Origin of the sequence: Salegentibacter echinorum, assembly GCF_900129445.1 — a bacterium.
Taxonomy (GTDB): Bacteria; Bacteroidota; Bacteroidia; order Flavobacteriales; family Flavobacteriaceae; genus Salegentibacter; species Salegentibacter echinorum.
The window spans coordinates 777,708-796,529 of record NZ_FQVT01000001.1 but is presented as its reverse complement, the minus strand read 5'-3'; the positions used below and the strand labels follow the sequence as shown (position 1 = coordinate 796,529).

The 18,822-nt window shown below is 36.4% G+C and carries 18 protein-coding genes and 1 tRNA gene; 14 read left to right on the top strand and 5 right to left on the bottom strand.

All coding sequences use genetic code 11. The features are described 5' to 3' along the window. Nucleotides 1–302: 302 nt before the first annotated feature. Both BUA71_RS03585 and BUA71_RS03580 read left to right on the top strand, forming a co-directional pair. On the top strand, nt 303–2,552 hold the full coding sequence (locus BUA71_RS03585; RefSeq protein ID WP_072876747.1) for a DUF349 domain-containing protein: 2,250 nt from the start codon (nt 303–305) through the stop codon (nt 2,550–2,552). A gap of 8 nt (nt 2,553–2,560) precedes the next feature. Beyond that, the gene (locus tag BUA71_RS03580; RefSeq protein WP_072876745.1) at nt 2,561–3,187 is read left to right on the top strand and encodes a class I SAM-dependent methyltransferase; all 627 of its coding nucleotides are present in this window, start codon (nt 2,561–2,563) and stop codon (nt 3,185–3,187) included. On the opposite strand, the gene mazG is transcribed toward BUA71_RS03580, so the two are convergent. From mazG to BUA71_RS03560, 4 genes are all read right to left on the bottom strand, one after another. Then, nucleotides 3,188–3,961 carry a nucleoside triphosphate pyrophosphohydrolase gene (gene mazG / locus BUA71_RS03575; RefSeq protein ID WP_072876743.1) on the bottom strand — a complete coding sequence of 258 codons (774 nt, stop codon included), beginning with the start codon at nt 3,959–3,961 and terminating at the stop codon, nt 3,188–3,190. A gap of 457 nt (nt 3,962–4,418) precedes the next feature. Further along, nucleotides 4,419–4,494, bottom strand: a tRNA-His gene (locus BUA71_RS03570). Nucleotides 4,495–4,633: 139 nt separating this feature from the next. Then, nucleotides 4,634–5,350: a bacillithiol biosynthesis deacetylase BshB1 gene (gene bshB1, locus BUA71_RS03565; RefSeq protein WP_072876739.1), complete on the bottom strand. Its 717-nt coding sequence runs from the start codon at nt 5,348–5,350 to the stop codon at nt 4,634–4,636. 135 nt (nt 5,351–5,485) lie between these two features. Then, nucleotides 5,486–6,643, bottom strand: a complete 1,158-nt coding sequence (locus tag BUA71_RS03560; RefSeq protein ID WP_072876737.1) for a trans-sulfuration enzyme family protein — start codon at nt 6,641–6,643, stop codon at nt 5,486–5,488. Nucleotides 6,644–6,954: 311 nt separating this feature from the next. Here BUA71_RS03560 and BUA71_RS03555 point away from each other — a divergent pair, with 311 nt between their 5' ends. From BUA71_RS03555 to BUA71_RS03515, 9 genes are all read left to right on the top strand, one after another. Next, complete coding sequence (locus BUA71_RS03555; protein WP_072876735.1) at nt 6,955–8,004, top strand: NAD(P)-dependent alcohol dehydrogenase; 1,050 nt, start codon at nt 6,955–6,957, stop codon at nt 8,002–8,004. Nucleotides 8,005–8,206: 202 nt separating this feature from the next. Further along, nucleotides 8,207–8,395: a hypothetical protein gene (locus BUA71_RS03550; RefSeq protein WP_139277055.1), complete on the top strand. Its 189-nt coding sequence runs from the start codon at nt 8,207–8,209 to the stop codon at nt 8,393–8,395. Between the two features lie 285 nt (nt 8,396–8,680). After that, the gene (locus BUA71_RS17465) at nt 8,681–9,100 is read left to right on the top strand and encodes a hypothetical protein (RefSeq protein WP_139277054.1); all 420 of its coding nucleotides are present in this window, start codon (nt 8,681–8,683) and stop codon (nt 9,098–9,100) included. A gap of 59 nt (nt 9,101–9,159) precedes the next feature. Then, nucleotides 9,160–10,398 (top strand): imidazolonepropionase, encoded by a 1,239-nt coding sequence (gene hutI, locus BUA71_RS03540; protein WP_072876730.1) that lies wholly within the window; start codon nt 9,160–9,162, stop codon nt 10,396–10,398. After that, nucleotides 10,398–11,405 (top strand): formimidoylglutamase, encoded by a 1,008-nt coding sequence (locus tag BUA71_RS03535; RefSeq protein WP_072876728.1) that lies wholly within the window; start codon nt 10,398–10,400, stop codon nt 11,403–11,405. The genes hutI and BUA71_RS03535 overlap by 1 nt, the downstream gene beginning before the upstream one ends. 43 nt (nt 11,406–11,448) lie before the next feature. Continuing rightward, on the top strand, nt 11,449–11,907 hold the full coding sequence (locus tag BUA71_RS03530; protein ID WP_072876726.1) for a GNAT family N-acetyltransferase: 459 nt from the start codon (nt 11,449–11,451) through the stop codon (nt 11,905–11,907). Nucleotides 11,908–12,078: 171 nt separating this feature from the next. After that, nucleotides 12,079–12,876 (top strand): MBL fold metallo-hydrolase, encoded by a 798-nt coding sequence (locus tag BUA71_RS03525; protein ID WP_072876724.1) that lies wholly within the window; start codon nt 12,079–12,081, stop codon nt 12,874–12,876. Between the two features lie 190 nt (nt 12,877–13,066). Continuing rightward, on the top strand, nt 13,067–13,300 hold the full coding sequence (locus tag BUA71_RS03520; protein WP_072876722.1) for a hypothetical protein: 234 nt from the start codon (nt 13,067–13,069) through the stop codon (nt 13,298–13,300). Nucleotides 13,301–13,310: 10 nt separating this feature from the next. Continuing rightward, complete coding sequence (locus tag BUA71_RS03515) at nt 13,311–13,631, top strand: type II toxin-antitoxin system RelE/ParE family toxin (RefSeq protein WP_072876720.1); 321 nt, start codon at nt 13,311–13,313, stop codon at nt 13,629–13,631. Between the two features lie 103 nt (nt 13,632–13,734). Here the strand turns inward: BUA71_RS03515 and sucC are convergent, their stop codons facing one another. After that, entirely contained in the window at nt 13,735–14,928 is a 1,194-nt protein-coding gene (gene sucC, locus BUA71_RS03510; RefSeq protein WP_072876718.1) for an ADP-forming succinate--CoA ligase subunit beta, read from the bottom strand. A 353-nt stretch (nt 14,929–15,281) separates the two neighbouring features. Between sucC and BUA71_RS03505 the strand changes: the two genes are divergently transcribed. The 3 genes from BUA71_RS03505 (at nt 15,282) to BUA71_RS03495 (ending at nt 18,488) form a co-directional block, all read left to right on the top strand. Further along, on the top strand, nt 15,282–16,454 hold the full coding sequence (locus tag BUA71_RS03505) for an MFS transporter (protein ID WP_072876716.1): 1,173 nt from the start codon (nt 15,282–15,284) through the stop codon (nt 16,452–16,454). 147 nt (nt 16,455–16,601) lie between these two features. After that, nucleotides 16,602–17,834 (top strand): diaminopimelate decarboxylase, encoded by a 1,233-nt coding sequence (gene lysA / locus BUA71_RS03500; protein ID WP_072876714.1) that lies wholly within the window; start codon nt 16,602–16,604, stop codon nt 17,832–17,834. 123 nt (nt 17,835–17,957) lie between these two features. Next, nucleotides 17,958–18,488, top strand: coding sequence for a hypothetical protein (locus BUA71_RS03495; RefSeq protein WP_072876712.1), 531 nt, complete (start codon nt 17,958–17,960; stop codon nt 18,486–18,488). The last annotated feature ends 334 nt before the right edge of the window (nt 18,489–18,822 follow it).

The following is an 18,822-nucleotide window of genomic DNA, read 5'->3' as shown; positions in this document are numbered from 1 at the left end:
AATAAATCTTGAAATCCCAGAGGTTTTTAATTTTGATTCATTTACATCATTCTATTTTTATTTCCATTTTTTCTTCAGCTAAACACTTAAAATAATACAGAATTTTTAGGTTATTTAGTCAGTGCCCTAAATTCTTTCAACACTGAAAAATTTTACGATATTTTCAAGAATTTTTAATCTCATTTATACTGAAATAGACGAATTCTAAATAGTACAAAAAAACAGAATTGTTTGCCCAATTTTAGTGGAGTTACTATCTTTCAGGATAATTAGAATTTTTAAGAACCTTAACATTGAAAGATATGTCTCAGCAAGAAAATGATAAAGAGAAAGAAGCGTTTTCCAAAGATGAATTGAACAAGCCGGAAGAGAAAAAGCTCGCAGAAAAAACATCTGATGAAAACGAAAAGAAAGAGGAAAATGCTACGGAAAATTCATTTTCTAAAGAAGATGCTCCAAAGGGAGAAGAAGCAGTTATAACGCCTGCTGAACGAGCAAATGAAGTAAGATCTAAAGAAGATAACCTGGAAGATGCCATAGTTGCTGAAGCAGGAGATAAAAAAAATACTTCGGAAGAAAATAAAGCGGTAAGCGAGGAAGATGATGATGGGGATGCAATGCTGGAAGAAAGTAGAAAGCAAACCCGGCCAGATAGCGATAAAATCTCAGCAGAAACTGAAGCCGCAAAAGACGAAAAGCAGAAGGACGAAGAAAGCGAAGTAGCTGAAGAAGAAGCTTCAGAAAAGAAAAATACCAAAAAAAGCCATCAGGAGGAATTGGAAGATTCAGTAGCTGAAGACAGTGAAGATGAAACGACCAAAGAACGTCATGATATTCCGCAGAAAGATTATCATGCAATGGACAAAGAGCAATTGGTAGATGAGTTTGAAAGGTTGCTTAAGAAGGAAAAAGTGCAGGCAATCAAAGAGCACGTTATTGAAATAAGAACCGAATTTACGGCAAAATTCAATGAGGAAGAAGAAGAGAAAAAAGAAGAATTTCTTGCAGATGGAGGAAATATAATTGACTTCCACTACTCTACCCCATTAAAAAAACGCTTTAATTCCCTGTATTTCGATTATAAGGAAAAACGCAACAAATACTATAAACAACTTAAGCAAGACCTGAATAAAAACCTGGAAAGGCGTCTGGAAATCATTGAAGAATTAAAGGGACTTATTGATGTTGAAGAGAATATAAATACCACTTATAAACATTTTAAAGACCTGCAGGATCGCTGGCGCGTTGCCGGGCCAATTCCAAGGGAAAAATATAATAATGTTTGGAATACCTATCATCACCACGTAGAAAATTTCTATGATTTTCTCCACTTAAACAGGGAGTTTAGAGATCTGGATTTTAAACACAACCTGGAGCAGAAATTAAAGGTTATAGACCGTGCTGAAGAATTGGTGCAGGAATCTGATATTAACCGTGCATTTAGGGAGCTTCAAATGCTTCATAAAATGTGGAAAGAAGAATTAGGACCGGTAGCCAAAGAATTTAGGGAGGATATTTGGGATAGGTTTAGCAATGCTACAAAGCAAATTCACGATAAACGCCAGGAATATTTTAATACCTTAGATGAGCGATACGAAGAAAATTGGAAAGCCAAGCAGGTAATAATCGCAAAGATTCGTGAGATTGCAGACCAGGATTATAAGAGCCATAACAAATGGCAGCAAAAAATAAAGGAGATTGAGGCACTTCGTGAAGCTTTCTTTAAAGCGGGGAAAGTACCGCGAAGTAAAAACGAAGCAACCTGGACAGATTTTAAACAATCTGTTCGCAAGTTTAACCGTAACAAAAATGCTTTTTATAAAAATCTTAAAAAGGAGCAGTATGATAACCTGGAGGCCAAAAAAGCATTGATACAAATTGCTGAAGACAATAAAGACAGTGAGGATTTTAAAACCGTGACCCCTTTAATGAAAAAAATCCAGGCTGACTGGAAAAAAATTGGACACGTTCCCAGAAAGGATAGCGACAAAGTTTGGAAACAGTTTAAAGCCGCCTGCAACCATTATTTCGATAGGTTACACGAAAATAGAAATGATGAGAACAAAGAGGAGTTTGAAGCTTTTGATAAGAAAAAAGCCCTTCTGGATAAAATTCGATCGTTTGAGCATAGCGGAGATAAAAAAGAAGATCTTCCAAAGATCAAGCAATTTATAGAGGATTGGAAAAATATTGGCAGGGTGCCGTATAACAAGCGGTTTATTGAAGGGAAATTCAATAAAGTTTTAGATCAACTTTTTAATAAATTAGATGTAGATCATACCAGGGCAGAAATGCTTAAATATGAAAATAAAGTACAAGCCATTAACGATGTCGATGATGATAAAAAACTGCGTAACGAACATTATTTCCTAACCAAGAAAATAGAAGAAACTAAAGCTGAAATTCGCCAGTTAGAGAATAACTTGCAGTTCTTCTCTAATGCAGATCAAGATAATCCTATGGTGCAAAAAGTACATAAGAACATAGAGGATCATAAGGCGCAATTAGAGGTATGGCAGGAGAAACTGCGTAAAATAAAAACGCTTTATTAATTTGAGTCATGCATTGTATTCTTTGCACGGCTCCTACCAAAGCATTTTATAGTATTAATTCACGGGAGTATGTTGAGTGCCATAATTGTGGAGGCATTCAACTTACTCCCGATTTTTATATAAAACCCAATGCAGAAAAAGCGCGCTACCTCACTCATAATAACGATGTAAAAGATCCCCGATACCAAAAATTTGTTCTTCCTATCACCTCTCGAATTTTGAAGGATTTCTCAACAAAAAACAAGGGTTTGGATTACGGTTGCGGTACCGGACCGGTTGCCGCTACAGAATTAGAAAAAAGAGGATTTGAGGTTGCCTTATATGATCCATTTTTTCATCCGTATACCACAGTGCTGAACAAAACTTACGATTTTATTATTTGCTGCGAAGTGATGGAGCATTTTTTTCTTCCCGCACAGGAATTTAATAACCTGGCAGAAAAATTGAATCCGGGCGGAAAATTATATTGCAAAACTTCGCTTTATTCACCTGCAATAAATTTCAAAAAATGGTATTATAAAGATGATCCCACCCACGTATTTTTTTATACTGAAAAAAGTTTACAATGGATTAAAAATCATTCAAAATTTAGTAGGTTGGAAATACATCCTAATCTAATTGTATTTACGAAATAACTAAAGACCTTTAGCTTCTGTCCATAAAATATCCATTTCAGCTAAAGTCATATCTTTTAAGGCCTTGTTTTGACCTGCCGCTTTCTTTTCCAAATATTGAAACCTACTAATAAATTTCTTGTTGGTACGTTCCAGCGCATTTTCAGGGTTTATCCGAAGAAAGCGTGCATAATTAATCATAGAGAACAACACATCGCCAAATTCAGCTTCCATTTTATCCTTATTATCGCTGGCAACTTCGTGTTGAAATTCCCGTAACTCTTCCTGAAGTTTCTCAAAAACCTGGGGTGGTTTTTCCCAGTCGAAACCAACTCCCGCTACTTTCTCCTGAATTCTGCTGGCTTTTACTACTGCCGGTAATGAACGTGGCACTCCTTCTAACACACTTTTTTTACCTTCCTTTAGTTTTAAGTTCTCCCAATTCTTTTTCACCTCTTCTTCATCGGTTACCTTTACATCTCCATAAATATGGGGATGCCGGCTAATTAGTTTTTCGCAAATTCCATTGGCAACATCTGCAATATCAAAATCTTTAGTTTCGCTCCCTATTTTTGCATAAAAAACCAGGTGTAACAACAAATCACCCAATTCTTTGCGAACTTCCTCCAAATTATTATCCAATATAGCATCTCCCAGCTCATAAGTTTCTTCTATGGTTAAGTGCCGTAGGGATTCCATAGTTTGTTTGCGATCCCAGGGACATTGCTCCCTTAACTCATCCATAATGGTTAACAATCTATCGAATGCTTTTAATTGGTTTTCTCTGGAATTCATAACAGGCCTATATTTTTAGCAAAAATAGGAATAGAAGTTGGGTTTTTAGAATATAGGGAGGAAATTAGTTGGCAGTGAGCAGTCTCAGTAGACAGCTTCCAGTGAACAATATTCAGTGAGCAGTAGCTTAAAAACTTTGGCTTTAGTTTAGCGCTGCATTCTTACTATTCCGGATTGTTATTGAGAACCTTTCTTCTTTATCTTACCTTAGGCAGTAGTCGAAAAACTCAAGTTCTAAAGAAAAGATTCCTCCTACGTCGGAATGACAGTTCATTCTTATGACAATAGCTTTATTTAATTATAAGCTTAAGTTCCAGGTAACCCGAAGGGTTTATAAGGTTGGAAGACCGGTTTCACTTCGGCTACGCTCAGCACAGGCTTCTCATCCGGTCAAAATAACCGTTACTGACAACCTTTTTCAATAAAAAAACCCTCCAGCGAACTGAAGGGTCTATAAGGGTGGAAGACCGGGTTCGAACCGGCGACCTCCGGAACCACAATCCGGCGCTCTAACCAGCTGAGCTACAACCACCATTTAAATTTCGAATGCAAATGTAGGCTATTTTAGCAATTTCACAAAGAAAATAAGTCAATAAACTCGTGCTATTTTAAAGTTTTACTCCAGCCTATGCTTAAGGTTCTTTTAATCAATTAGCTAGCTAATAATTATTTTTAAATTAAATCGAAAATTGAATCTACCGCCGGTAATCTTTGTACGGTGTAGCCCTCGGCATGCTCTTTATTTATTAACCTACCAAGATCCTTTGCCCTATAGGTTATACTTTCAAAGAAATTACTGCTGGAAATTGGGGTTTCGGGTTCTTTAGAATTTTGATCGTAAAACTGGGTTTTATAGGCCAGAACGGAAGCTATTTTCTTGTCCATATAACCGGAAATATCTACCACTACATCTGGTTTTAAGTTTTTCCATTGTATATAGTGATATACCTGTTTAGGTCGCCATTCTGACTGACTTTCACCGTCTTTTATAGTCTCAATTCTTCGAAGTCCGCTTAAAAAGCAGGCATCATAAACCAATTTAGCTCCTTTTCCGTGATCTATATGCCGGTCTTCAATAGCATTGCAAAGTATAATCTCAGGTTGATATTTTCTTAATACCTTAATGATTTCTAATTGATGAGCTGCATTGTTTTCGAAGAATCCGTCGCTAAATTCCAGGTTTTCCCGCATCGAAACCCCTAATATCTCTGCTGCGTTTTTTGCTTCTTCTTCTCTTGTTTCGGCAGTACCGCGAGTACCTAATTCCCCGCGGGTAAGGTCTAAAATTCCTACCTTTTTTCCTCTATCCACTTCTTTTGCGATAGTACCAGAGCAACTTAGCTCCACATCATCGGGATGAGCCCCAATCGCCAATATATCTAATTTCATGCTTTTATTTTTCACTTCTAATCGAACAACACATATTCAGAAATTATTTTTCTGCAATAATCACTTTCTTAGTTCGAAAAAAACTTCCTGTCCTAACATTAAGAAACACATTTCTTACTTTCTACTCTTTAATTTCTAAACTTTAACCTTTACTTCCTCCAGCGCTTGTTTTAAATCGTCCATTAGGTCTTCTTTTTCTTCTATGCCTACTGAAAAACGTATCAAACCATCATTAATTCCCTGCGCTTTTCTTTCTTCAGGAGCTAATAACGCGTGAGATGTTTTTGCAGGTGAAAGCATAGTAGATTCTACGCCCGCCAAACTCATGGAAGATTTTATCAGTTTTAATTTCTGTTGAAAAAGATCGGGGTCTAAACCTTCTTTTAATTCAAAAGAAAGCATGCCGCCAAAACCTTTCATTTGTGATTTTGCCAATTCGTGATCGGGATGAGAACTTAATCCGGGATAATACACTTTAGCCACATTTTCTTCATTTTGCAAAAATTCTGCCAGGGCCAATGCATTTTCGTTTTGAGCTTTTACCCGAAGACCAAGTGTTTTTAAACTGCGTTCTAACATCCAAACGGTAAAATCACTTAAACTTCCGCCAAAATTTTTAGCCTTCTGAAATATTTTATCCAGGTGAGCTTCAGTAGCAATCGCAGTTCCTGCAAGGATATCGCTATGTCCGCCCATATATTTTGTCGCCGAGTGTAAAACCACATCAATTCCAAAATCTATGGGGTTTTGATTTACCGGAGATGCAAAAGTATTATCTATCATACTCACCAAGCCGTGTTTTTTCGAAATTTCAGCAATCGCCTTAATATCGGTGACAGTAAGTAAAGGATTTGAAGGAGTTTCAATATAAACCACTTTGGTATTTTCCTTTATTTCTTCTTCAAAAGATGCCGGTTTAGAATTTTTTGTAAAAGAGTAACCTATGCCGAATTTATCGAATTCTTCAGTAATTAAATTGCTGGTGCCCCCATATAATGTATTCTGAAACACTACGTGATCTCCTTGTTTAACGAAAGCGAAGAGTGATGTGCTTATTGCAGCCATTCCACTTCCAAAAATAATCGCAGCTTCCCCATGCTCCAGGGCGGCCATTTTCTTAGCCAAACCTACCTGATTTGGCGTGTTAAAATATCTTGGGTAACGCTTCTCCTCCACTCCTTCAAAGGCATAAGAGGTTGACATATACAAGGGCGAAACTGCACCTTTATGCTGTTTGTCTTCCAATTCCCCACTATGCGTACAAATAGTATTTAATCCGCGTTGTTTTTTCATTTCCTGTTATTTTTTAGCCTTCAGTTTCGATGATCTTTACACACAAAAAAACTAGAAGTTCCTTAAAATTTATTTTTAAAAAGCCCTAATGTAAAAATAAAAATCCTAAATATCCGCTTGATCTTACAGCGTTTAATTTCAGAATAAAGAAATAGTAAAAACTGAATATTTTGAATTATAAAAAACTTTTTTCTTAATAAACCATCCTTAATCTGCGAATTCAGAAAAATACTGTTATCAAACTGAAGTTAAAAAAGTTAAAGCCATAGTCATTAAAAATAATAGTCTTTATTTTAAGAAAAATAAATGTTATGAGTAAAGTAAAAGCTTACGGCGCACAGGCGAGTGACGCTAATTTAGAAGCTCTGGATATAGAGCGCAGGGATATTACCGCAAATGATGTAAAGATTGAAATTACTTACTGTGGGGTTTGCCACAGTGATATTCACCAGGTAAGAAATGATTGGAAGAATTCAAATTACCCAGTGGTACCTGGACATGAGATTATTGGAAAAGTTACCGAAGTTGGTGAAAATGTAAAGAATTTTAAACAAGGTGATCTCGTGGGCGTGGGCTGTATGGTAGATTCCTGCCAGGAATGTGACTCTTGTAAAGATGATTTAGAACAATTTTGTGAGAAAGGTGCTACCCTTACCTACAATAGTAAAGATAAGCACCTGGGAGGTCATACTTTTGGCGGTTATTCTGAACAGGTAATTGTCGATAAAGATTTTGTACTTAAAGTCCCTGAAAATATTGATGCGCGAGGTGCTGCCCCTCTACTTTGTGCAGGAATTACCACCTGGTCTCCGCTTAGACACTGGAATGTAAAAAAAGGCGATAAAGTCGGCGTAATTGGTCTTGGCGGCCTTGGTCATATGGGGGTTAAATTTGCTCACGCTCTTGGTGCACACGTAGTGATGATTACCACCTCTCCTTCTAAAGCAGATGATGCGAAAGAACTTGGAGCCGATGAAGTACTGGTTTCTAAGGATGAAGACGCCATGAAGAAACAGGCGGGTACTTTCGATTTTCTTCTAAATACCGTACCTGTGGGTCACGATGTAAACCCTTATGTTGCCTTATTAAAACGCGACGCTACTATGGTTTTAGTGGGCGCAATAGAACCTTTGGATCCTGTACACGGTGGCGGCTTAATTGGCGGACGTAAAAGTATTGCCGGCTCGGTGATAGGCGGTATTAAAGAAACCCAGGAAATGCTGGACTTTTGTGGCGAGCACAATATTGTTTCAGATATTGAAATGATCGATATGCAGAATATCAATGAAGCTTTTGAGCGCGTGGTAAAATCTGATGTAAAATATCGTTTTGTAATTGATATGAAATCTTTGAAGAATTAGAATTAAATTTATATCTGTTTATAAAGACCGATAATCAGGTTCATTTTGAAAACAATCTTAGACTTTAGTTTACTCTGAACTCTTAAAATCTGGTAAATCCTGTTGTCGGTCTTTACAATTTAGACACTCGCTTGGAGGTTGTTTTAAAGTTAATTATTATGCCAAATTAATTATAACTATATTTGATATATAATCTATGGATATGAGCAACTACGAAAGAGTTATAACAAACGCTAAGGGCGAGGATACCGGAGTTAGGGAGAATAACAGGGGGGCTTTATATATAAACCATAAAATTTTCTTCTCTAATCCAGATGTTTTAAAAAAAGTTGACAGACTTGCCACTTCTAAACTAGTTAAGCGTATAAGATTTAATAAGAAAAATGAGTAAATGCCTTATAGTCTTTGGATATTACCTCTTATTAGCGGTTATTTTGTAATCACAAAATATGATTATTTTAAATATAAATATCAGAGATTAGAATCCCAAAGATTAATATTTCATTCTATATTGTATGGAATTGTAATATTCTTTTTCTTTTATATAATTCGTCTAATAATTGATCTAACCGTTCCAAAGTTAGTACCTGTTTTCTATAATTTTCTCTATCAATTACCCATTAGAAAATATGATTTCTTATGGACCTCCATTTTAACTTTTTTATTTACCATACTAATGGTAAAAACACTGAATTTCATTTATCGTAAGAAGAAATATTTTAATTGGAGAAAACCAGTAGAAAGAGCCGTTGATGAATATGGAGACGAAATTGAACAACTCTTTAAACAGTCTGCAACAGATGGTCTTCCAATACAAATAACTTTAAAGAACAATAAAGTCTATGTAGATTTTACAGATAAAATCCCTCCTCCAAAAGAAAGCAATTATTTAAAAATCATCCCACTGATGAGCGGATATAGAAAACCTATTTCGAAAGAAATTGTATTTACTACTGAGTATTTTGGCGCTTTAAACTACTACAATAAAAATCTTGAAAAACACAAAACATTTGAAATGGATACCATTGTAAAACAAGATGAAATTTTAACTGCAGGAATATTTGACCAGGATATTTACGAGATATTCAACGAATAATCACTAATTACGATTAAACCAGTGCTTCCAACGCCAATTAACACAAAACCAACCACACAATGAAACAGTTATTTATCAATATTAAAGAATTAATTCAGGTAAGGGAAAAACCGGTAGAAAAGCTCTCTGGTAAAGAGATGAAAGAGTTACCGGGTATTAAAAATGCCTGGCTTTTAGTTAAAGATCATAAAATTGCCGATTACGGTGAAATGAATGCCCTATCCGAAATTGATGCCGATAAAACCATAGATGCTACAGGTAAAATAATCCTACCCAGTTGGTGTGATTCGCATACACATATCGTTTATGCCGGAAACCGAGAGCAGGAATTTGCCGATAGGATCAACGGACTTTCATACGAAGAAATTGCCAACCGTGGTGGCGGGATTTTAAACTCGGCGAAAACCTTGGCAGAAACTTCCGAAGAAGATATTTACCAACAATCGGCGAAACGGTTGGAAGAAGTTATAAAACTAGGCACCGGCGCTGTAGAGATAAAATCGGGCTACGGACTTACCGAAGAAGGGGAATTAAAAATGCTTCGGGTAATTAAAAAGTTGCAGAAAAATTATGAGCTTCCAATTAAAGCTACTTTCCTGGGAGCTCACGCTATTCCGAAGGAATATAAAAAAGATCCCGATGCTTATATGAAACTGGTAATCGAAGAAATATTACCAAAAGTTGCCGAGCAGAACCTCGCAGAATACATCGATATCTTTTGTGAAAAAGGCTATTTTAGTGTAGATGATACACATAAGTTACTTTCGGCAGCTAAAAAATATGGATTAAAACCCAAAATTCACGTGAACCAGTTTAATGCTATTGGCGGCATTAAAGCAGGAATCGAACATAATGCGCTTAGTGTAGATCACCTGGAAGTGATGACTCAAGAAGATATTGAAACGTTAAAAGGCACTAGCACCATGCCGGTGGCGCTTCCCTCCTGCTCGCTATTTTTGAGTATTCCTTATTCCCCCGCACGTGAAATGTTAAACGCAGGGTTACCATTGGCACTAGCGACTGATTTTAATCCGGGCAGTACGCCCAGCGGAAATATGAACCTGGTAGTTTCGCTGGCGTGTATTAAAATGAAAATGACTCCGGAAGAAGCTATCAACGCAGCCACTATTAACGGCGCCTACGCCATGGAGCTTAGCGAAACCCATGGATCTATTACTAAAGGAAAAAACGCGAATTTTATACTTACCAAAGAAATTCCGTCCTATACTTTTCTTCCCTATGCTTTTGGAACAAACTCCATTGAAGCAGTTTATATAAATGGAAAATTAGTAGAGTAATGGAGAGTTTAAACCTTTATAATCTGCGAAGTATAGAAAAATTGATAACAAAACGTGACGGAGAAACTCGTTTTGGAGAAAAAATAAACTTTCTTGATGCTTTTGAAAATCTTGAAAATTCAAAAGCTAAATATGTGCTTTTTGGTATTCCAGAGGATATTGGGATTCGAGCTAATCACGGTAAACCGGGTGCTGCAAAAGCCTGGAGTGCCTGTTTAAAATCTTTGCTTAATATTCAGCATAATGAATTTACTTTTCCGGATACGCTTATTTTACTTGGGGAAGTAGATTGTAAACCTGAAATGGAAAAAGCAGGAAATATTGATAGCAGCGATCCTAATTATTATGCAAAACTTGGCGATCTTGTGGAAGAAATCGATGATAAAGTAAGCCGGCTGATAGAAAAAATTGTTTCCGCAGGAAAAATACCAATCATTATTGGTGGCGGACATAATAATGCCTTTGCAAATATTAAAGGTGCCTCTAAAGCAATCAATAAGCCTGTAAATATTTTGAATATCGATGCGCACACAGATTTAAGACAACTGGAGCATCGACATAGTGGCAACGGATTTAGCTATGCAAAACATCATGATTATTTGGCAAAATATACAATATTTGGACTTCATAAAAATTATACCCCACAATATATTTTTGAAGAAATAAAATCAAATTCTGAGTTTAAATTTCAGCTTTTTGAAGAATTAAATTTGTTGAGTAAAAAGGAACACCTGGCTGCATATTACTCACATTTGGAATTTCTAAAAAATCAGGAGTTTGGTTTGGAGGTAGATTGTGACGCCATCGTGAATTTCCCAAGTAGCGCAAAATCCCCTTCAGGATTTGAGCTAAATATGATGCGTAATTTCATAAAGATTGCTTCCGAGGAAAAAAACTGTAAATACATTCATTTTTGTGAAGCAGCTCCTAACGAGCAAAATAAAGATCAGGTTGGAAAAGCCCTGGCGTATTTTATTACAGATTTTATGAGCAAGGTTGCAGATTAACTTTACTCCCAGCATTTCCTGGGAGTTTTTAGATAAAAATTAAATGAAAATAATTCCTTTTGAATCGGTTTATGCCGAAGATTTTAAAGCTTTAAATATTGCCTGGTTAGAAAAATATTTCTATGTAGAACCTCACGACAAGGAAGTATTAGGCCAACCGGAAAAATTCATTATAAAACCCGGCGGAAAAATTTTTCTTGTGGAAGAACAGGAAGAAATTATAGGCTGCGTGGCATTAATGAAAATTGAAGATAGGGTTTTTGAATTGACAAAAATGGCAATTACTCCCAAACATCAGGGTAGAAAAATTGGTCAAAAGTTAATGAAATACAGTATAGAGTTTGCTAAAAAGCAAAACTGGGATGAATTGATTATATATTCTAACCGGAAATTAGAAAATGCGATTTATATCTATAAGAAATATGGTTTTAAAGAGATTCCTATTGAAGAAAACAATCCCTATAGCCGCGGAGATATAAAAATGCGGTTAGCGCTTCTATAAAATTTTATGTAAGTTAACGCATAATGAATTAAATTGTCCCGCTGAGCTTGTCGAAGCGTTTTAAATAACGTCTTCGACAAGCTAGACCTACATTTTGTTATAAATTATTTACTTTTAATAAAAACCGGCTTCAGGATTTAAAAGTTTCGGGAGCAATTTAATCTTTTAGTTATGAAATTTATATACACTTTTCTTCTGGCCAGCTTAGTTGTGACCGGTTGTAAGAATAATAAAAAAGAGCAGGCTGAAGCTTCTTCAGCAGGAGTTTTAGAAAATACTGAGCATCAAGAAGATACCGCTAAAATAGAAATTGAGCCTATTTCGCATGCCACGGCGGCAATTAACTGGAAAGATGTTACTTTTTACATTGATCCCGTTGGTGGTGCAGAAGCTTTTGAAGGAAAAGCAAATCCAGATTTTATCTTAATCACAGATATTCACGGAGATCATTTAAGCGTTGAAACACTTCAAGGTTTAGACTTGCAGAATATTGATATCATTGTTCCGCAGACAGTGAAAGAAAAACTTCCCGGGGAAATGTCTGCAAAGCTTCAGGTTTTAGATAATGGCGGATCTTTAAATATCCTTGACTTTAAAATTACAGCGATTCCAATGTATAATTTACCGGAAAAAGAAGATGCTTTTCATGTAAAAGGACGTGGCAATGGCTATGTAGTTGAAAAAGACGGACAGCGTTTATATATAGCCGGAGATACTGAAGATATCCCCGAAATGCGAAATTTAAAAAACATAGAGCTGGCACTTATCCCAATGAACCTGCCTTATACCATGACAGTAGAAGCTGCTGCTGAGGGTGTCCTGGCATTTAATCCTAAAGTTGTGATTCCTTACCACTACAGGGGAAAAGATGGTTTTGCCGATGTTGATAAGTTTAAAAGCCTGGTAAACCAGGGAAATAAAGATATTGAAGTGCGCTTGTTAAACTGGTATCCGGATAAAGAAGAGTAATTGAAGAGATACTCAGGAAAAATCAGAAATGATTATTTAATGATTGTTGTGCCAGAAGCAAAAGTGTTTAGGACAAGAAAAAAAGAGACATTTTTCTGATTATAAGACAGTTGTGTAGTAAAAAATCTTTCTTTAAAATAGGGATTAATCAAAAAAGCATTTTGGTATATTTGGATAAACTATATTTATTATGGATTTACAAACCCGAAAATTAGATTTAATTACTTATCTTGTTCAGATTCAGGATGAAGAGGTTCTGGATAAAATTGAGAATTATATCTTAGAAACAAAGAACGATGTATCTGATTTTAAGCCTTTTTCCAGGGAGGAATTTGAAAATAGAATTCGAAAATCGGAGAAGGATTTTGAAAATTGTAAATTCAAAACTCAAGCTGAATTAGAAAAATTATCCGAAAAATGGTAAGTTCAGAATTATGAAAATAGTTTGGTCAGAATTTGCCATTGCCAGTTTGAAAAGTATTTTTGAATATTACAAAGTAAAAGTTACCCGAAGAATTGCCCACAAAATTCGCTGGCAAATTCTCCAATCAACAAAGCAACTTAGCTCTAATCCAGAATCTGGTCAAATCGAATCCTATTTAGATAAATTCAATCAAAGTTATAGATATTTACTTAGCGGAAACTATAAGATTATCTATAGGGTTAAAGAGGATAAAATATTTATAAATGATGTTTTTGATGTAAGACAAAATCCAGATAAAATGATTGATCAAAAAAGATACAATGGTAAATAATTCAATCTTCAAAAAGATTATCTCAATAAATTCCCAAAAACACGTCAAATAAAAAAACCCGGTTATACACCGGGTTTTGAATTATATAATATAAAAATTCCTCTTATTTAAGTACTTCCTGTACTTTATCTGCTGCTTCTTGAAATTGTACAGCTGAATGGATTTTAAATCCGCTTTCGTCAATTAGATCTTTTGCGATATCGGCGTTTGTTCCCTGTAAACGTACAATAATTGGTACGTTAATCGCATCACCCATATTTTTATAAGCATCTACAATACCTTGCGCTACACGGTCACATCTTACAATACCTCCAAAGATATTCACCAGAATAGCTTCAACTTTATCATCCTTTAAAATAAGACGAAAAGCCTCTTCTACCCTTTTTGCATCGGCAGTACCACCAACATCAAGGAAGTTTGCAGGTTCGCCTCCAGCTTGCTTAATAAGGTCCATCGTTGCCATTGCAAGTCCGGCGCCATTTACCATACAACCCACGTTACCATCCAGGTCAACATAGTTAAGTCCAACTTCCCCTGCTTCAACTTCGGTTGGGTTTTCTTCACGGGTGTCGCGCATTTCAGCATAATCTTTATGACGATAAAGTGCGTTGTCGTCTAAAGTAACCTTAGCATCTACAGCAAGAATCTTATCATCGCTTGTTTTTAAAACCGGATTGATCTCAAAAAGAGAAGAATCAGATTTTTCAAAAGCAGTATAAAGAGCAGTTACAAACTTGGTCATTTCTTTAAAAGCCGTTCCGCTAAGTCCCAGGTTAAACGCAATTCTACGCGCCTGAAATGCAAGAAGTCCTGTTGCCGGATTAATCTCTTCGGTAAAGATCAAATCTGGAGTTTCCTCTGCTACGGTTTCAATATCCACACCACCTTCAGTAGAATACATAATCATATTGCGACCTGTTGCACGATTTAACAGCACAGACATATAATATTCTTCAGGTTCATTATCCCCGGGATAATACACATCTTCAGCAACTAAAACCTGATTTACTTTCTTACCTTCGGCAGTAGTTTGTGGGGTTACCAGGTTCATTCCTATAATTTCACCTGCAACCTCTTCTACTTCTTTAAGGTTTTTTGCGAGTTTTACACCACCACCTTTACCACGGCCACCGGCGTGTACCTGCGCCTTAATTACGTGCCATCCGGTTCCGGTTTCCTGGGTTAGTTCTTTTGCTGCATCTACAGCTTCTTTAGAATTGTGAGCAACTTTTCCACGCTGAATGCGCACGCCAAAACTGCTTAATATTTCTTTTCCTTGGTATTCGTGTATATTCATAGTCAGCTATTTCTTCTGTATTAATAGGGAAACAAAAGTAACAAATGTAATACTATTGTACCAATATTTTTACAGCTTCTCCCAGTACTATTATAAATAAACTATATCTGGCAAGTTCTTGAGGTTTTATAATTGAAGATTTGTATGATTTTCTGGCAAGCTTCAAAACTTTCACATAATGATGATCAAGTAAAGCGTAACTAAGAATTAGCATTTCTTTAAGTTTGATAAATACCGAAAATTAGTTTATTTCACTAATCTTTTAACTATAAGCTTATCGTAGGTTTTTCTCTTAAACTTATGGGAACCCAATTTTCTAAAGTATTTTTGCAGCTTTTATTAACTCGATATAAATGAAAAAAGCACTAATTGCACTGGCCATTGGAGGATTTGGAATTGGTATGACCGAATTTGTTATGATGGGAATCCTTCCAGATGTAGCTTTAGCTTTAGATATAAGTATTCCACAAGCCGGCCATTTTATTTCGGCCTATGCTTTGGGTGTAGTTATAGGCGCTCCCCTGCTTACCGCATTTGGTGGAAAATGGCCCGCACATAAAACGCTACTTGTCTTGATGCTGTGGTTTACCGTTTTTAATTCGCTTTCAGCCTTTGCCAACTCCTATGAATTATTAATGGTTTCCCGGTTTTTATCTGGTTTACCGCATGGGGCTTTCTTTGGAATAGGTGCTGTTGTTGCAGGAAAACTTGCCAAACCGGGCAAATCTGCCCAGGCAATCGCTACTATGTTTACGGGGCTTACCCTTGCCAATGTTTTGGGTGTGCCATTGGGCACCTATTTAGGGCATCATTATAGCTGGAATGTGTCGTTTATGCTGGTTGGGATTGTTGGTATCCTCGCTATTACCAGTATTAAATTCTGGATGCCAAAACTGGAAAAATCATCTTCGGAAGGAATAAGAAAAGATCTAAACGTATTAAAACGTGGCGAATTATGGATGGTGATCTTACTTACCACCATTGGCACCGGGGGCTTTTTTGCCTGGTATAGCTATATTGCACCTTTGGTTACTAAAGTCGCGGGGCATCCCGAAACTATGGTGAGCTATATAATGATTCTTGCGGGGCTGGGCATGGTAGTTGGTAATTTATTTGGCGCAAAACTAGCCGAAAAATTTTCACCTATTTATGCCGTTATGATTAGTATGATCTGCATGGTTTTAGCGCTTATTACCAATGCTTATGTAGCCCATGACCAGCTGGCGATATTCTTTATGACTTTTCTGGTTGCTTTTATTGCTTTTTCCCTTTCCACACCTATCCAAATGGTTATGATCAATTCTGCCAAAGGTTCTGAGAGTTTAGGCTCTTCAATGAACCAAAGTGCATTTAATATGGGCAATGCTTCTGGCGCCTATTTAGCGGGATTACCCATTGCTTTTGGATATGATTTTACCTCGGCTTCTTTGGTGGGATCGGCAATGGCCGCTAGTGGAGTTTTAATTGCAATTTCTATCATTTTTATTAGAAAGAAAAAAGACAAACGGGCAGTTACGGCTTCCTAAAACTTTTTAAAAGACTTAATTTGGGATAAAGATAAATTCCCGCTTTATAAAATATTAACAATTTAAGGGAATTCGTTATTTTTGAAGCCACGGCTTGTAGGATTGTTATTTTCTCCTGTATTTTAGCCACTTAATTTTTACTGAATTATGACCAATCAAGATTTACTCCAGGTTGCCAACGAATTTGGCAGTCCGTTATACGTGTATGATGCCGCAAAAATTGCTGAGCAATATCAAAGGCTTCAAGCTGCTTTTTCAAAAATTAAGGATGTACGCATTCATTATGCGGTAAAAGCACTTTCTAACATATCTATTTTAAAATTTCTGAATTCTTTGGGCAGCGGAATGGATACCGTTTCTGTACAGGAGGTGAGATTGGCTCTAAAAGCCGGTGTAGCCCCTGAAGATATTATCTACACCCCCAACGGGGTTTCTCTAGAGGAAATTGAAGAGGTAGTCGCCCTGGGAGCTCAAATTAATATCGATAACCTTTCTATTTTAGAACAATTTGGCGCCCGGCATCCTGAAGTTCCGGTTTGTATTCGAATCAATCCGCATATTTTGGCAGGCGGAAATTCAAAAATATCGGTAGGCCACGTTGACTCAAAATTTGGAATTTCCATTCATCAAATGCCTTTATTAATTAGAATTGTAGAAAATACCGGTATGAATATTAATGGAATCCATATGCACACCGGTAGTGATATTCTAGATATTGAAGTATTTTTACGTGCTTCTGAAATTCTTTTCGATGCGGCAAAAAACTTCGATAATCTTGAGTTTTTGGATTTTGGCAGCGGATTTAAAGTACCATACCGGGAAAATGATATTGAAACAGATATTGAAGAACTGGGAGAGAAACTTACCCATCGCTTTAAGAATTTCTGTAAAGAATATGGACGCGAACTTACCCTTATTTTTGAGCCGGGTAAATTTTTGGTTAGTGAAGCCGGTAAATTTTTAACTAAAGTAAATGTTATTAAACAAACCACTTCTACCGTTTTTGCAGGAGTAGATACCGGTTTTAATCATTTAATACGCCCTATGTTTTACGGGTCGCATCACGATATCAAAAATATTTCCAATCCAGATGGGAAATTCAGGTTTTACTCGGTAGTAGGTTATATTTGTGAAACCGATACTTTTGCCAATAACAGGCGAATTCCCGAAATAACCGAAGGCGACATCCTCGCTTTTAGCAATGCAGGCGCCTATTCCTTTTCTATGGCCAGCAATTTTAATTCCCGCTATCGTCCTGCCGAAGTCTTATGGCACAACGGGAAAGCACATTTAATTAGGGAAAGGGAAAGTTTTGAGGATCTCATAAGACATCAAAAAATAGTAGATTTAGAAGCTAATCCTGCTCACGTAGAGGAATAATTTTTCTAAGATTGATTTTCAATTATAGCTTGAAGAAAATTTAGAATGACTTATGAATATTCACAATCAAAAAATTACAAAATAAATAGTTGCTTAAATTAATAACGGCATTAAATAACTACCATGAAAACACGCCCCCTATATATTCTTCTTTTACTTCTTGTTTTTTTAATTTCCAGCTGCTCATCAGACGATGACTGTACCAAAACAATTATTGTTCAATATGAACATGTAATACAAACACCAACCGGCTCCACCTACCTGCCAGAAGTAACCCAGGAAGTTCCTTGCAGTACTCCCGATCCAGAAAATCAGGGAGAAATTACTGAAAGTGCGAAACTTGAGAATTTTTCTTATGAAGTATTATCTTTCAATTATACTCCAGATACCGGTAATGACACTTCCCGCTTACAATTTGAAATTAAATTAATGAATAATAATGATTATACAGTCTCTGGTGCGCCAATTTTAACGATGCAGGTTGATGATATAAAAGTTTCCGGTAGTTATTCTTCTGAAGCTTCTTCCCCCTGCTATGAGCTTGCTGCAAATTCCAGTTGCATCCTAAGTTTCGGCAAAGAGGAGTCATTAGAGCTTAGCCAGGCTCAATCGGTTACCTTGCTTGATGTGGAATACCTACTTACCACCGACTGATTTCTCGGAATTAAACCGTTTTAGGATAAACTTTTACAAGCCGGGAACTTTTAATAGCGGGACGATAGTCATGGGTTTAATTTCTCCCCAAGCTTGCTTCAGAATAAAAAAGTTTTTTTCGGAAGCATACCTTGCACCTTTGGGTGTGAGGTTGTTGATTTCTGGATAATTTGAAACATAGTCAAAACCGTTAGCTATTTTTCTATAAAATAAGGAGTTTTATTTCTTCGGGAATTTTGCCTAAAAGCACTCAATATGCTGAAGCAAATGTGTGAAAATCGAATTCGGATATCGTTCCAGGATCATTGAATTTACTTCAATAATTTAGCCAGAA